The 14,037-nt window shown below is 66.4% G+C and carries 16 protein-coding genes; 7 read left to right on the top strand and 9 right to left on the bottom strand.

From position 1 onward, the window contains the following. The first annotated feature begins 247 nt into the window (after positions 1–247). Together BBTA_RS04660 and BBTA_RS04655 are read left to right on the top strand one after the other, a co-directional pair. Positions 248–958: an alpha/beta hydrolase gene (locus tag BBTA_RS04660; protein WP_049795297.1), complete on the top strand. Its 711-nt coding sequence runs from the start codon at positions 248–250 to the stop codon at positions 956–958. A 219-nt stretch (positions 959–1,177) separates the two neighbouring features. After that, positions 1,178–1,420, top strand: coding sequence for a hypothetical protein (locus BBTA_RS04655; RefSeq protein ID WP_012041288.1), 243 nt, complete (start codon positions 1,178–1,180; stop codon positions 1,418–1,420). Between the two features lie 201 nt (positions 1,421–1,621). On the opposite strand, the gene BBTA_RS04650 is transcribed toward BBTA_RS04655, so the two are convergent. The 3 genes from BBTA_RS04650 to BBTA_RS04640 form a co-directional block, all read right to left on the bottom strand. Then, positions 1,622–1,843, bottom strand: a complete 222-nt coding sequence (locus BBTA_RS04650) for a hypothetical protein (RefSeq protein ID WP_012041287.1) — start codon at positions 1,841–1,843, stop codon at positions 1,622–1,624. Between the two features lie 112 nt (positions 1,844–1,955). Beyond that, positions 1,956–3,188 (bottom strand): MFS transporter, encoded by a 1,233-nt coding sequence (locus BBTA_RS04645; protein WP_012041286.1) that lies wholly within the window; start codon positions 3,186–3,188, stop codon positions 1,956–1,958. A gap of 167 nt (positions 3,189–3,355) precedes the next feature. Next, positions 3,356–3,721, bottom strand: a complete 366-nt coding sequence (locus BBTA_RS04640) for an ATP-binding protein (protein ID WP_049795296.1) — start codon at positions 3,719–3,721, stop codon at positions 3,356–3,358. Between the two features lie 302 nt (positions 3,722–4,023). On the opposite strand from BBTA_RS04640, the gene BBTA_RS40630 reads away from it, so the two are divergent. Both BBTA_RS40630 and BBTA_RS04635 read left to right on the top strand, forming a co-directional pair. Further along, complete coding sequence (locus BBTA_RS40630; protein ID WP_168167862.1) at positions 4,024–4,179, top strand: hypothetical protein; 156 nt, start codon at positions 4,024–4,026, stop codon at positions 4,177–4,179. Between the two features lie 223 nt (positions 4,180–4,402). Beyond that, positions 4,403–4,594: a hypothetical protein gene (locus BBTA_RS04635; protein WP_041750327.1), complete on the top strand. Its 192-nt coding sequence runs from the start codon at positions 4,403–4,405 to the stop codon at positions 4,592–4,594. Positions 4,595–4,703: 109 nt separating this feature from the next. Here the strand turns inward: BBTA_RS04635 and BBTA_RS04630 are convergent, their stop codons facing one another. Further along, positions 4,704–5,393, bottom strand: coding sequence for a substrate-binding domain-containing protein (locus BBTA_RS04630; RefSeq protein ID WP_012041283.1), 690 nt, complete (start codon positions 5,391–5,393; stop codon positions 4,704–4,706). 253 nt (positions 5,394–5,646) lie between these two features. Further along, positions 5,647–7,683: an NAD(+) synthase gene (locus BBTA_RS04625; RefSeq protein ID WP_012041282.1), complete on the bottom strand. Its 2,037-nt coding sequence runs from the start codon at positions 7,681–7,683 to the stop codon at positions 5,647–5,649. A gap of 199 nt (positions 7,684–7,882) precedes the next feature. On the opposite strand from BBTA_RS04625, the gene BBTA_RS04620 reads away from it, so the two are divergent. Together BBTA_RS04620 and BBTA_RS04615 are read left to right on the top strand one after the other, a co-directional pair. Further along, on the top strand, positions 7,883–8,734 hold the full coding sequence (locus BBTA_RS04620) for an NAD-dependent epimerase/dehydratase family protein (RefSeq protein WP_012041281.1): 852 nt from the start codon (positions 7,883–7,885) through the stop codon (positions 8,732–8,734). A 121-nt stretch (positions 8,735–8,855) separates the two neighbouring features. Continuing rightward, complete coding sequence (locus BBTA_RS04615; RefSeq protein WP_012041280.1) at positions 8,856–9,335, top strand: hypothetical protein; 480 nt, start codon at positions 8,856–8,858, stop codon at positions 9,333–9,335. 138 nt (positions 9,336–9,473) lie between these two features. Here BBTA_RS04615 and BBTA_RS04610 read toward each other — a convergent pair whose 3' ends face one another. From BBTA_RS04610 to BBTA_RS04595, 4 genes are all read right to left on the bottom strand, one after another. Next, positions 9,474–10,100 (bottom strand): hypothetical protein, encoded by a 627-nt coding sequence (locus BBTA_RS04610; protein ID WP_012041279.1) that lies wholly within the window; start codon positions 10,098–10,100, stop codon positions 9,474–9,476. 181 nt (positions 10,101–10,281) lie between these two features. Next, entirely contained in the window at positions 10,282–10,545 is a 264-nt protein-coding gene (locus BBTA_RS04605) for a hypothetical protein (RefSeq protein ID WP_012041278.1), read from the bottom strand. Between the two features lie 84 nt (positions 10,546–10,629). After that, on the bottom strand, positions 10,630–11,598 hold the full coding sequence (locus BBTA_RS04600; RefSeq protein WP_012041277.1) for a nitronate monooxygenase family protein: 969 nt from the start codon (positions 11,596–11,598) through the stop codon (positions 10,630–10,632). Positions 11,599–11,657: 59 nt separating this feature from the next. Next, complete coding sequence (locus BBTA_RS04595) at positions 11,658–12,233, bottom strand: hypothetical protein (protein WP_012041276.1); 576 nt, start codon at positions 12,231–12,233, stop codon at positions 11,658–11,660. A gap of 155 nt (positions 12,234–12,388) precedes the next feature. Between BBTA_RS04595 and BBTA_RS04590 the strand changes: the two genes are divergently transcribed. Continuing rightward, positions 12,389–13,951, top strand: a complete 1,563-nt coding sequence (locus tag BBTA_RS04590; RefSeq protein ID WP_041751221.1) for an AMP-binding protein — start codon at positions 12,389–12,391, stop codon at positions 13,949–13,951. Positions 13,952–14,037: the final 86 nt, after the last annotated feature.

Here is a 14,037-nt window from a genome sequence, read left to right as displayed (position 1 = left end):
CCTGGAAACTAAGCGAAATGAGCATTGGCCGATTGCCCGGCGCCCCGGACGAAAGGACCCCCTCATGCTGACGCTTGCAGGCTCATGAGGTCGAAGGACCGATATCGAGGATCATCACGCCGCCTTGCCGGGGGTCAAGCAAGCGTGCTCCGATGACGCTTCGCGGGGCAAGGCTCGCTTGAACGTTCATCGCGACCGAACACACTCACCCGAGCGCGTCTCGCCAGGCTATCAGGATCTTCCAGGCATGCCCCTGCTCTCTCGCGACTTCGATCTGCACACGGCTTCCGAGCGCCTGCGCGTGACGGTCGATCTTCCGGCAGAAGACACGCTGCCGCGTGTGCTGTCGCTGCACGGTGCCGGTCCCTCCAATCGTGCGCGCATGGACTATCTCGCCGCGCATCTGGCCAGGCTGGGCTGGGGAACGGTCCGCTTCGACTTTTCCGGCCACGGCGACAGCTCCGGTACGATGAGCAGATCGAGCATCGACAAGCGCATGCAAGAGGCGCTGGCCGTGGCGACTGAACTGGACAGGACCAAAGCGCCAGTCCTGATCGGGACCAGCATGGGCGGACATCTGGCCGTCAGGCTCAGCGAAGACCTGAGACCGTCGCACCTGATTCTGTTCTGTCCCGCGGCCTATGGCGCAGCCACCGAGACGATCACCTTCGGACCAGCCTTCACCGATGCGCTGAGGCGACCGGGCTCCTATCACAACTCGCTCGCTTATTCAGCGATCAGCCACTATGCGGGCCGCCTCACCATCATCATCGGAGCGGAAGACGAGATCATTCCGGGAGAGGTCATCGATCGATATCTGGCAGCGGCCAAGCGTGCACGAAGCGTCAGGCTCGAACGCCTTGCCGGGGCGCCCCACCAGATCCACGGCTGGGCCGTCAAGACGCCCGGCGCCGAACGCCTCGTGTTGTCGATCGTGGAAGACGAGTTGCAGCGGTGATTTCATCGGATCGATGCAGACCGCCGAAGCCGGAATTCACCACATGCGGACTGCAGTGCCCGTGCAGCTGTCCGTACGTCAGCGCAAGGCTGGATCGCCAGATGCGATCGCCCCGCATTCGTGGAGTTGAGTTCGTCCTTTCGCGTCGCAGCGTTGCTAATCAGGCAAATTGAGCGCAGGCTCCTCCCAAGCGCGAACGTCGCATCAAGGGAGAGACGCATGAAGGAACCGGGCCTCGATGGCCGCCACCGGGACAAGGATGGCGAGATCAGCAGGAAGCACGGCAATACGCTGGTCGGCACCTTGCGCAAGATCTACGGCAAGTCGTTTGCCGCCGGCTATCCGGAGGCGACCAAGCTCAGCGACGTGCTGATGCAACTGAACGAAACCTCACTCAGCCAGTTGCGCCGTGATCACGGCACCGGGCACCTGGACCACAAGCTCAAGGAGGCCTCGAAGTGATCGAAACTTGCTGAAGGCGACTCGTCCGATTGGCGAGGCTGATTAGCCTTCGCACAACTTGTTCGCTCCCTTTATTTCGCGCCCTCTCGCCACGGCGAGCAAGGTTTTTAATCGCTGCGCGCCGATGCGCGGAGCTCTTTCGCGCGTCGGAAAGCCCGTGCATCGGGCACTCCGACGCTGATGCGGATCGACCGAGCCGTCCTACTTCGGCAGGCTGCCCGCCTGGTTGGTCCCCGGGCCGACATTGCCCTGGCTCGACGAGGTGGAATCGCGGCCGGATTTCATGTTGCTGCCGGTGGTCTGCGACGAGGTCGCTGAGGTCGAGGCGTTGTGCTTCTTGTGATGTTTCGCTTGCGCCGCAAGCGGCACGGCGGCGAGGCTGGCCGCAACGAAGGTGGCAATGGCGAGTTGCGTCTTCTTCATGGATCGATCTCCATCGGGGGTGAACTCCACGCACGCCCAACCCGCCTGCGACATTTGCGTTCCAGCCGGCGGATCAAGCGTTGTTGTGAGTTCGAGACGCGCTGCGCATGTCTCATGCCGACGCTCGCGCCGGCATCGGAGGCGCCTGCGGCCTCGTCCTGGCAAACGGCTTGAACATCGTCATGATCAGGACCGCCCCGAGCCCCATCAGCCAGGAGCCGACATAGAGCCATGTGTAGCTGGCGAAGCTGTCATAGATCAGGCCGCCGGCCAGCGGTCCGGTCGCCATGCCCAGGCTACCGGCCATCGCGATCCCGCCCATGACCGTGCCCATCATCGCCTGCGGAAAATTCTCCCGCGCGATCGCGGCATAGAGCGGCATCGTGCCGGCATAGATGAAGCCGAATACGGCCGCGACCGCATAGAATGCCGCGAGATCCTGCGCAAAGACGTAGGCAAGCGCACCGAAGGCTTGCGCCAGCAGGCCGAGGACGAGAATGCGCTTGGCCCCGAACCGATCGCCGAGCAGGCCGAAGGCGATCCGACCGAACAGCCCCGCCAGCCCCTCGACGCTGTAGATCGTCACCGCGGCCATCAGCGGGATTCCGCAGCTCACCGCGTAGCTCACGGTGTGAATGATCGGGCCCGAATGCGTCGCGCAGCAGAAGAAGTTGGTGGCGAGCAGGATGGTGAATTGCGGCGATCGCAGTGCGGTGGGCCGCGTCATCTCAGGGAGCCCTGGGCCGTGCTGCGGCGCCGCGGCTGTGTCGCGCTCGACCTCGGGCGGGCGGCGCACCAGCAGCGACACGGGAATCATGATGGCTGCGACGACGGCGGCGATGCATTGCATGGAGGTGCGCCAATCCCAATGCGAGACCAGCCAGGCCGCGAGCGGCGACATGGTCATCGGCGCCACGCCCATGCCGGCCGAGACCAGCGAGACGGCGAGGCTGCGATGGGTGTCGAACCAGCCGGTCACGGTCGCCATCACAGGCGCGAAGATCGCCGCCGTGGCGCCGCCAACCAGCAGCCCGAACAGCAGCTGGAACATCAGCAGCGACGATGCCAAGCTGGCGAGCGCGAGGCTGGCTGCCAACAGGATCGAGCCGATCAGCACCACCGGACGCGGTCCAACGCGGTCGCAGAGGGTTCCCCATCCGATGCTCGTGACCGCCATGGCCAGGAAGCCAATCGTCATGGCGCTGGACAGCCCGGCCACCGACCACCCGGTGTCCAGGGCAATCGGCTTGAGGAACACCGGCAGCGAGAACATGCCTCCGATTGCAACACAGCCCAGAAGGCCTCCAGCCGCCACGATCACCCAGCGATCATGCAATGCGCTCATCGGTCGCTCCATGTCACTCCATGGAATGAAGACGCAGAGGACAGCAGCGGGACGACATGCGCGACCGGACTTTTTCGCCCGCATGGCGACCCGACGCGCTGCGGCGGCGATCGTTCAAACGCGACCTGCGACCGCTCGGATCGTCGGCGAACACCAGGTCTGACGCATCACTGCAGGAGAGTCGCAGCCGCGACGGCGATCGAAACGATCATGCCGTCCGGCAGCCACCGCCAAGTCACGTGCCCATTGTGCCGGCTCACTGTCGAGCGAACGAGGGAGCTGCCAAAGCCCTCGCTTGCAGGCTCCGAGACGGCGGGGCCCCCGATCTCGTTCCAGGTGATGCTCAGGTCCTCGCCGTCGAGAGACCAGCTGAGCTCGACCCGTCCCGACTCGGCGCTCAGCGCGCCGTACTTGCTGGCATTGGTGGCCAGCTCATGAAAGATCAGCGCCATGCTGCTGATCGCGTGGTCCCCGAGATGAACGTCCGGGCCGCGCATCCCACTTTCATAGGGACGCAACACGGTGGTCAGCACCTGTCGCCGAGTTGCGCCCGCCGCCCGGCCGGTAATGATGATGTCGGAAACTGCGCGGGGAAACATTCGAGCGGACCGGGAACGTCTGGAGCCTAGGATACTTGCAAATCAGACACTTGATCCGGCCCCAGCAGATCCGACGCCGTCCTGGCGCGCAGGAGACCGCGCGGCAGCGAACCGAGAGCAGTAGACGAGCCGCTCATTCTCATGGATACTGAGCGCCAGCTTCAGGACGCGGGACACGAGGTCAGGTCGGTTCGGGGTGCAGATCAGGCGATCGACGTGCTGCCGAATGTGCAGACGTGCTTCTGACCGAAATCGGCATGCGGAGTTCCATGGCGGGTTTCACGGACCGCAGTTTCGTGGACCTCGGCTTCGTGGACGCCGGCTTCACGACGGCTTCGGTTTCGCTGCCGCAGTTTGGCAGCAGGCCGCAGTCAATGAACGCATCACTCTGAGAGGCGTGGTGCCTCAGATCAGCCCCCGTCGGACTGTAATAGGCTTTGTACCACGTGAGGCTCGGACTGTATGAGGCTCGGACTGTACGAGTCCTGACGGTATCAGGCGCGAACGGCCGGGTTGGCTTGCCCACGCGATGCCGTCCGATGCGACACAATTCCGGTGATCACCGCCCACGATCAGGTGGGTCTACCGCATCCAAACCACACACAGGACGATCAGATGCTCAAACGCAAACCAACAACCAAGGCCGTGCTCGAAGCCAACAAGGTGTTCAAGCCTGTCGAACCGAAACCCACGGAATACGCCGCCCAGCAAAAGGCCTTCCAAGACAATCGCGAGCGGCTCCGGTCCGAGCGGCTGGCCCGCGACGCCGCCGAGCATGAGCCTGGCGGCCAGCGCCGCTCGTCCTAACGAGATCACCAGCGGCTCGATTACCTCTCGATTGCCTGGAGCCGACGGCAATGCGCGCCTGACAACGACGCATCGGCTTCGTCAGTGTGCCAAGCCGGCTTCGCTCGCCTCACACCGGGGTCATCCCGTGCTGGCGCTTGGTCTCGGCCGTCTCCTCGGACACCAGATATTCGATGAAGGCCCGCGCCGCGTCGGGATGCACCGCCGCCTTGCAGAGCGCCGCGGCAAACACTGTGCCCGGCTGCAGCGATTCCGGCAGCAGGCCGACGATCTCGATGCCGGGGGCGCCCAGCATCTCGCTGAGCTGCTGAAAGCCGACATCGACCTCGCCATCCGCCAACAGCTTGGCGACGGGAATGCCCGGCTTGGCCTGCACCAGGCGCGAGGCACCCTCGCTCTCCAGACCCCAATCGCGGGCGAGCTTCTGCACATGGGTGCCGCTGGGCCCGGTGGAGATGCCGATCGCCTTGGCGCCCTCCATGGCCTTGCGCACCGCGGCTTCGTCGAGCGGATCCGGCTTCGGCTGACCTGCGCGCACCGCCATCGCCATCGGCGATTCCGCGATCTCGATGATGCTGCCGGGCACGAGATGGCCGTCGGCCTCGAGCTTCTGCAGCGCGTCCGAGGCGAGCACCGCGAAGTCGAACGCCTCGCTGGCGCGAATGCGCTTGGCGGCATCGACGCCGCCGACGGATTCGATCGTGATCATGTCGCCGGTCGCCTCCTCATAGGCGGCCGCGAGCTCGGCGAGGATCTGCCTGGTCGCCATCGAAGAAATGCCGGCGGCGGTGACACTCATGGTTGGCTCCGTTCGGAAAAGGGTGGCGAAAGCAGAACGCGGGGTCTTCACCCGATATGGCAAGCTGCACAGCAGGGCAAGATGGCGCCTGGCTGAGCATGCTCGGCCTATCTCCAGAGCTTCAGGATCAATGGGCCAACGCTCCAAATGTGCCTCAGGCCCTCGCTACGACGTCGATACGCTCCCTCGCCCCGCTCGCGGCAGGGCGAGGTGAAGAGCGAGCGAGCCGCGGGCGACGTCCGCGCGACTCCAATCACTTCGGCACGCTCTCCAGATCCTCCAGCCACGCCGTGGCGTTGCCGTCGGACGGCGCGCGCCAGTCGCCGCGCGGCGACAGCGAGCCACCGGCCACGACCTTCGGGCCATTCGGCATCGCCGACCGCTTGAACTGGCTGAAGGCGAAAAAGCGCTTGAGGAACACTTCCAGCCATTTGCGGATCTCGCCGAGCGCGTAGGCATGACGCTTGTCGGCCGGAAAGCCGGGCGGCCAGGCGCCGTCGCCGACATCCTTCCAGGCGTGATGCGCCATGAACGCGATCTTCGACGGCCGCATGCCGTAGCGCAGCGTGTAGAACAGGTTGAAATCCTGCAGCTCATAGGGGCCGATCGCGGCCTGCGTGCTCTGCGGCGTCTCGCCCTCCTTCACCGGCACCAGCTCCGGCGAGATCTCCGCTGCCAGCACCGCCTCGAGCGTGCGGTCGACATCGGCCGAGAACTGATGCGAGGCGATCACCCAGCGGATCAGATGCTGGATCAGGGTCTTCGGCACCCCGGCATTGACGTTGTAGTGCGACATCTGATCGCCGACGCCATAGGTGCACCAGCCCAGCGCGAGCTCGGACAGATCGCCGGTGCCGAGCACGAGGCCGCCGCGATCATTGGCGAGCCGGAACAGATAATCGGTGCGCAGGCCCGCCTGCACATTCTCGAAGGTGACGTCGTAAACGGCCTCGCCGCGCCCGAACGGATGACCGATGTCCTTCAGCATCTGCGTCGCGGCGGGGCGGATATCGAGTTCGGCGGCGCTGACCTCGAGCGCCTTCATCAGCGCATGCGCGTAGCTCTTGCTCTGAGCGCCGGTGGCAAAGCCCGGCATCGTATAAGCGAGGATGTTGGTTCTGGGCAGGCCGAGCAGATCCATCGCCTTGGCGGCAACGATCAGCGCATGCGTCGAATCGAGGCCGCCGGAGACGCCGATCACGATGCGCTTGGTGCCGGTGGCGCGCAGCCGCTGCGTCAGGCCGGCGACCTGGATGTTGTAGGCCTCGTAGCAGTCCTGATCGAGCCGCGCGGCATCGCTCGGCACGAACGGGAAGCGCTCGATGCTGCGCATGAAGCCGATGTCGTCCTTTGTCGGCTGCAGCTCGAAGCCGATGCGGCGATAATGCTCGCCGCGCGTCTGCGCGCGCGCATTGTCGTCGAACGTGCCCATCAGCGCGCGCTCCTGGCGCAGCAGATCGAGATCGACATCGGCGAAGATGGTCTGGCCGGTCTGGCGGAAGCGCTCGCTCTCGGCCAGCAGCACCCCGTTTTCGAAGATGGATGTCTGGCCGTCCCAGGCGAGATCGGTGGTGGATTCGCCGACGCCGGCGGCCGCGTAGATGTAGGCGGCGAGACAGCGCGCCGAGGTCGAGCGGCACAACAGCGAGCGCGACTCGGCGCGACCGACGGTGATCGGACTGCCGGAGAGATTGGCGAGCACGGTGGCACCGGCGAGCGCGAGCTCGGAGGCCGGCGTCACCGGGATCCACATGTCCTCGCAGACCTCGACGCCGATCACGAGGCCGGCGACATCGGCAGCGGCGAACAACAGGTCGGTGCCGAACGGCGCCATGGTCTCGGCGACCTCGATCATCTCGCCGCGGATGCCGGCGCCGGAGGCGAAGTGCCGGCCTTCGTAGAATTCGCGATAGGTCGGAAGATAGATCTTCGGGACAACGCCGAGCACCTCGCCGCGATGAATCACCACCGCGCAATTGTAGACGCGATGAGAAAAGCGCAGCGGCGCGCCGACGATCAAGACCGGGGTCAAATCGTGCGAGGCTTCGACCAGAGTGAGCAGGCCGCGCTGGACGGCATCGAGCAGCGGGTCCTGCTTGACCAGATCGTCGATGGCATAGCCGGACAGGCAGAGCTCGGGGAAGACCGCGACCGCGGCGCCCTGGTCATGGCAGGCGCGCGCCGCAGCCAGAATCGCGGCGGCATTGGCGGCGGGGTTGGCGACGCTGCTGGCGGTGACGCAAGCGGCGACGCGGGCGAAGCCATGCCGGTAGATCGAATGGAAATTCATCGTGGCAGTCCATCTCCTGTCGCCCGATCATACGACATGGACCATGACGGGAGCCATAACAAGGGCGGCAGGTCAGCACCGCCACGCCTGCAGAAGGCGCGGCCTGGCGGGCTCGCGTCATTTGATTTGCGCCGACCGACCCTGGCCGGGTAATTCGGAGCTCGCCAATCCGGGCGCTTCCACCACGCGATCAAGACGCATGAACCTGTTCGTCATCGGCTTCGGCTACACCGCCCAACGCGTCGTCGATCTGCACGGCAGCGGCTTCTCGCGCATCACCGGCACCGTGCGCAGCGCCGAGAAGCGCGCGCTGCTCGCGGCTGACGACATTCACCTGTTCGACGGCACGCGGCCGGCGGATGCGACCCTGGCCAAGGCGGCGCAGGCCGACATCGTGCTGATCTCGGTGCCGCCGGGCTCCGGCGACGATCCGGCGCTCACGGCCTTTGGCGACGCGATCACCACGGGCCGCGCGCGCCGGGTGATCTATCTCTCCACCGTCGGCGTCTATGGCGACCATCAGGGCGCCTGGATCGACGAGGCGACGCCGCTGGCGCCCGAGCATGACCGGGTGCAGGCGCGGGTGCGCGTGGAGCAGGAGTGGCAGGCGCGGATCGGTGACCGGCTCACGGTGCTCCGGCTCGGCGGCATCTACGGCCCTGGCCGCAACGCGCTGGTCGAGCTGCGCGCCGGCCGCGCTCGCCGCATCGTCAAGCCGGGCCAGGTGTTCAACCGCATCCATGTCGATGACGCGGCGGCCGCGGTCATGGCAGCGGTCCGGTGCGGGAAAGGCGGTGCCTGGAACATCGTCGACGACGAGCCGGCGCCGCCGCAGGACGTCATCGCCTACGCCGCAAAACTGATGGGTGTCGCGCCGCCGCCGGAGCTCGCGTTCGACAGCGCCGAATTGTCGCCGATGGCGCGGAGCTTCTACGCCAGCAATCGGCGCATCCGGAACATCCGCGCCAAGCAGGAGCTCGGCCTGGTGTTCACCTACCCGACCTATCGGGCCGGGCTGGACGCGCTATGGGCCGCCGGCGAAGGACGCTGACGACGAATTTTGGCGGCGCCGGGAAACCTTCGGCTGCGCTGGCGATTGCTTCGAACAGAGATTGTCATGCAAGCCTGACGCGACTGCACGTCGCGCGGCCCTCACGCAAAGGATGTTCGACATGCCGTCCGATCAGCCCATTACTTGGTTGACCTTCTTCACCCTGGCCGCCGCGATCGTTGTCGCGGCCGGCGCATTCCTGGCGTTTTTGCGCTCACGTCACAACCGCGAGATTGCGGCGGTCGCGCTCGAGGGCGACGGCCGCGGCCGCGGGATCGCGCCCTCCGGCGCGTTGCCGGAGCTCGGCGGCCTGTTCGTGCTCGCTGTCGTCGTGGCCGGCCTGCTGGTGGCAGGCTACCAGAGCGGCGGCGCCACGCGCTTTGCCGGTGGCGACAAGCCGACGCCGGTGCCGACCGCCCCGACCAACACCGACCGCGGCACCACAGTGGGCGCCGGCGCCGCGATCACCCCGCCGCAGGCGCCGACGATGACTCAGCCGGCCCGGCCGGGTCCCGATCTACGGACGTCGCCCGCTTCGTCGCCGACCGGCGCCGGCCCCGAAAGCGGCGGCCATCCCGAGGCCAATCCCCCGGCGCGCTGATCGAGAACGCCAGTTCCCAGGAACAACGCCGTTTCCAAAAACAAAGGCCGCGCATTGCGCGGCCTCATTCATTTCAGAACTGATTCGAGCCGGTCACGTGCAAACGCGCGGCCCGAGGATGATCGAAACGCGCTCCGATCAGATCGCGGCGGCGACCTTGTCGAGGCCGATGGTGCGCGCGAGACGCCGCACTTCGTCCTTCTGGTCGTCGCGCAGCTGCCACAGCAGCGGCATCGCCGCCGATTTCAGCTGCTGAACCTCGTCGGAATCAGGATCGATCGCCACGGCACCCGGCTTGGCGGCGCCCTGGCGCGCGGTGTGGATCTTGCGCGCGACCGCGCGCAGCGCGGTCTCCACCGCCGGCCAGTAATATTCTTGGCTCGCCGACAGCCGCAGCCGTTCCTTGATGCCGGCGATCTGGGTATCCGACAGCAGCGAATAGGCCTTCTGCACCTCGGGCTTCAGCGCGGCGGGCGCGGGCTCAGCGGGCTTGGCAACGATCTTGGCTTTCGGCGCCGCCGGCTCGGCGACGGCCGCAGCAGCAGAGGTCTTCGGCATCTCGGCTTCAGCCGGCGCATAGGCAAAGGCCTGCCGCAGCACATCCGCCTTCGGCGCACTCGGCTGCGGTTCCTCGGCCACCGCGAGCTTGACCACGGCGAGACGGTCCGCCTTGGCTTCGCGGTTGGACACCGGGCTCTTGGCGATGACGACCGGCATCATCGCACCGGCCGATGGAACGCTGTCGCGCATCAGGATACTTGCCATGGCCGCAGTTGCGACCAGCACACCCAGCAAAGCGACAAAAGCGATCGACTTCGTCACGCAAATCTCCGTATCCCGGCGGAAACGCCGCACTTTGCCGAAAACTGGGAGTTAATTAAGGCTTTACCATGCCACAGAAACAGATCGACCACCACTCAGCCCTGTGAACATGGCGGATATTTTTTCAGGCCGCCGAATACAGCTCCTGCGCATGCAAATCGTAGGCAGCCTGGATGTCGGCGATGATGTCGGAGGCCTCCCACAAGGCGGCCGGTTCGACGGAATGCAGACTGATGGTCCAGTTCCCGCCGCGCGCCGTCCGCGGCACGCTCATGATGTCGAACTGGACGTTGCGGCACAGCGGATGTCGCTGCAGCGCATGTCCGACGCGGATCCTGATCTCCTCGAGCGTCGCACGCTCTTTGCCCTGCCCCATCTCGATGCCCATCGCACATTCGCCACGTTCGACCTTGGGCGATTGTCGGACCGGATGGTTAATGCCTGCTTAAAGACAAAGAGCGCATTTTCCCTATCAAAATACCTGTTTGCCACCACGATACTCATCAGTCGTGCGATCGATCAGCGCCGCAACTGACAGAATATCGGTGACACCCGAGGTCGAATGGCCCGCGCTCCAGACGTCGCGCCAGCGCTTTGGCCGCGCCGCGCGCGCGTCGATATCGATGTCGTTGCCGATCTCGATCGCGCCACGCGCCGGCAGATTGTCCGGGTCGAGCCCGGCGGCGAGCAGCGAAGGACGAAGCATGCTGGTCGGCAGGCCGGTGACGGCGGAGGTCAGCAGCACGTCATCGGCCGAGCTCTCGACCAACATCGCTTTGTAGCGCGCGTCCGCCATGCTCTCATGCGTGGCGATGAACTTGGTGCCCATGTAAGCGAGATCGCAGCCGAGCATCTCGGCTGCACGCAGCGCCACGCCGTCGCTGATGCCGCCGGCGAGCACGATGGGACCCGCGAAGAAGCGCCGGACGGCGCGCACGAAGGCAAACGGATTGAGCCAGCCGGTCTGGCCACCGGCGCCGGCCGTCAGCAGCACGAGACCATCGGCGCCCGCTTCGACGGCGCGTTCCGCGTGCCGGAGCGAGGCGACATCGGCCAACACCAGCGCGCCGGCATCGTGCAACGGCGCGATCACCGGCGCCGGCGAGCCGACCGAGGTGATCACGAGCTCCGGACGGTGCCGCAGCAGCACCGCCAGATCGTCCTGCAGCCGCATGTTGGACCGATGCACGATCAGGTTCGGGCAGACCGGCGCCGCCGCGACGCCACTGGCATCTGAGCTGCGTGAGGTCCGGCTCTCGATCTCGCGCAGCCAGCCGTCGAGCTCCTCAGGCGTGCGGCAGTTCACGGTCGGGAACGCGCCGATCACGCCATGGACGCAAGCCGCACTCACCAGCGCCACGCCGGACACGAGGAACATCGGTGCGGCAATCAGCGGCAGGCGCAGCCGCGCGCGCAGCTCGGCGATGGGACTCTGTTGCACGGCGTGTCTCCCTGGTCGTCTTTGCTTGGCTCAGGGCATAGCGACGCCGGCGTGCAGGATCAATCGTCGCCGAACAGGCGGAAGCGCGGGGCGTCCATGTCGACGGGTTGCGCAGCATAAGCGCGCGGCATCGAATTCTCGCGCACCGCCTGTTCGACGGCGCGCAGATCCTGCTCGCGGCGCTGGCGACGGCGCTCCGCGACCTGGCGGTGCCGCTCGGCGCGGCGCTGCTCCGCAGCGCGCTTGCGCTCAGCCTCGCGCGCCTTGAGATCCGGGTCCGGCGCCTTCTCAGCCGTCTTCTCCTGCGCCTGGGCCGGTGCATTCTCGGTCGCGGCGTCCTGGGCGGTGACAGCAGGCGCGGACGCCGGCGCTGCGGACGGCTCCGGCACGGGCTCCGCCTGCGCCGGCGTCACCTTGATCGGCGCCGTCGCCGCCGCTTGCGTCGCAGCGAGATAGGAGGTCGCGGTCGGGCTTGGCGATGGCGCCGCGGGCGCGGCGCGTTCGAGCCTGGTCGATTCCAGCGCCGGCGCCTTCGGATTCATTCCCTCGGCGATCACGAGCCCTCCCCCGAGGCCCGCTGCGACGGCGATGGCGACCGTTCCGGCCCCTGCGAAAAAAGCTGTCGAGGTGCGCATGGCCTTGGCTCCTTGTTGTTCGGCCGGGCAACGCGGCGCGCGCGGCGATGTTCCGAGCAGAACCAGGCGCAGCTTGAGAACGCGCTTCTTTCTGCTAGCGTCAGCAACAAGCCATGCGACGCAACAAGGATCGCGGCATCACGGGAGGACAGGCCATGCACCATCAGCTTCATTCGTTTCCGGTCGTTTGCGAGCAGACGCTGCTCACATTGTCGCGCCATCCGTCGCGCATTGCCTTCAGCTGGCCCGGCGGCTCGCTGTCCTATCAGGGGGCGATCGACCTGATCGGGCGCATGCAAAGCGTGTTCATGCGGCTCGGCCTGCGGCCGGGAACATGCGTCGCGTTCCTCACCGCCAACCGCGCCGACACATGGTGCGCCGGCATCGCGGCGCAGCTGTCGCGGCTCGCGATCACCTGGCTGCACCCGCTGGGGTCGTTGGACGATCAGCTGTTCCAGCTCGCCGATTCCGAATCGCAGGTCCTGGTGGTCGACGCCGCAGCCTTCCGCGACCGCGGCGGCGAACTCGCCTCGCGCGCCGACGGCCTCCGCCACGTCTTCACGCTCGGACCGGCAGGCTATGGCGCCGACCTGCTGTCGGCGATCGAGGCCGCGGGCCAGGCCAGCGCGCGCAACTTCGCCACACCCACGGATGTCGCGACGCTGAACTACACCGGCGGCACCACCGGCAAGTCCAAAGGCGCGCTGCGCCATCACCGCGAATATGGCGGCTTCGCCACTGCAATCCTGGCCGATTTCGAGATACCGGAACGCGCCAGCTATCTGGCGGTGGCGCCGATCAGCCATGTCGCGGGCACCAAGGTGCTGCCGACGCTGATGCGCGGCGGCACCGTGCACATGCTGAAGGGGTTCGACCCGGAGGCGGTGTTGAAGACGATCGAACGCGAGCGCATCAACTTCACTTTGTTCGTGCCGACCATGATCTACGTGCTGCTCGACCATCCGGCGCTGAGCCGGACCGATCTCTCCTCGCTCGACCTCGTGCTCTACGGCGCCTCGGCGATGTCGCCGACGCGGCTCGTCGAGGGCATCGAGCGCATCGGCCCGGTGTTCTCGCAGCTCTACGGCCAGACCGAATGCTATCCGGTCTCGGTGCTGCGCAAGGCCGATCATGATCCGAAGCAGCCGGAGCTGTTCCTGTCCTGCGGCTTCCCGATCGCCGCCTGCGATGTCAAGATTCTGAACGACGATGATCAGGAGGTCGCGCAAGGCGAGGCCGGCGAAATCTGCGTGCGCGCGCCGCATGTCATGGCGGAATATTGGAAGCGGCCGGACATCACCGCCGAGACCTTGAAAAACGGCTGGCTGCACACCGGCGACATCGCCCGCCGCGACGAGCGCGGCTACATGTACATCCTCGATCGCAAGAAGGACATGATCGTCTCCGGCGGCTTCAACATCTTTCCGCGTGAGATCGAGGATGTGCTCACCCAGCACAGCGATGTCGCGATGTGCGCCGTGGTCGGCGTGCCCGACGACAAATGGGGCGAGGCCGTCACCGCGATCGTGGTGCCGCGCGCCGGCACGCAGCCGAACGCGACCGAGCTGATCGAGCTGGTGAAGGCGCGCAAGGGCTCGGCCCATGCGCCGAAGCGCATCGAGTTCGTGGCCGAGCTGCCGGTGACCGGCGTCGGCAAGGTCGACAAGAAGGTGCTGCGCGCACGCTATTGGGAAGGACGCGGGCGGATGGTGGGGTGACGCTCTCGCCTCCTCGTCATTACGAGGCGCCCTTGCGCCGAAGCAATCCAGAGCCCAGCATGTCGCCCTGGATTGCTTCGCTTGCG

Source organism: Bradyrhizobium sp. BTAi1 (genome assembly GCF_000015165.1).
GTDB lineage: Bacteria > Pseudomonadota > Alphaproteobacteria > Rhizobiales > Xanthobacteraceae > Bradyrhizobium > Bradyrhizobium denitrificans.
The sequence above is the reverse complement of the archived record's forward strand: the minus strand, read 5'-3'. Positions and strand labels throughout refer to the sequence as shown.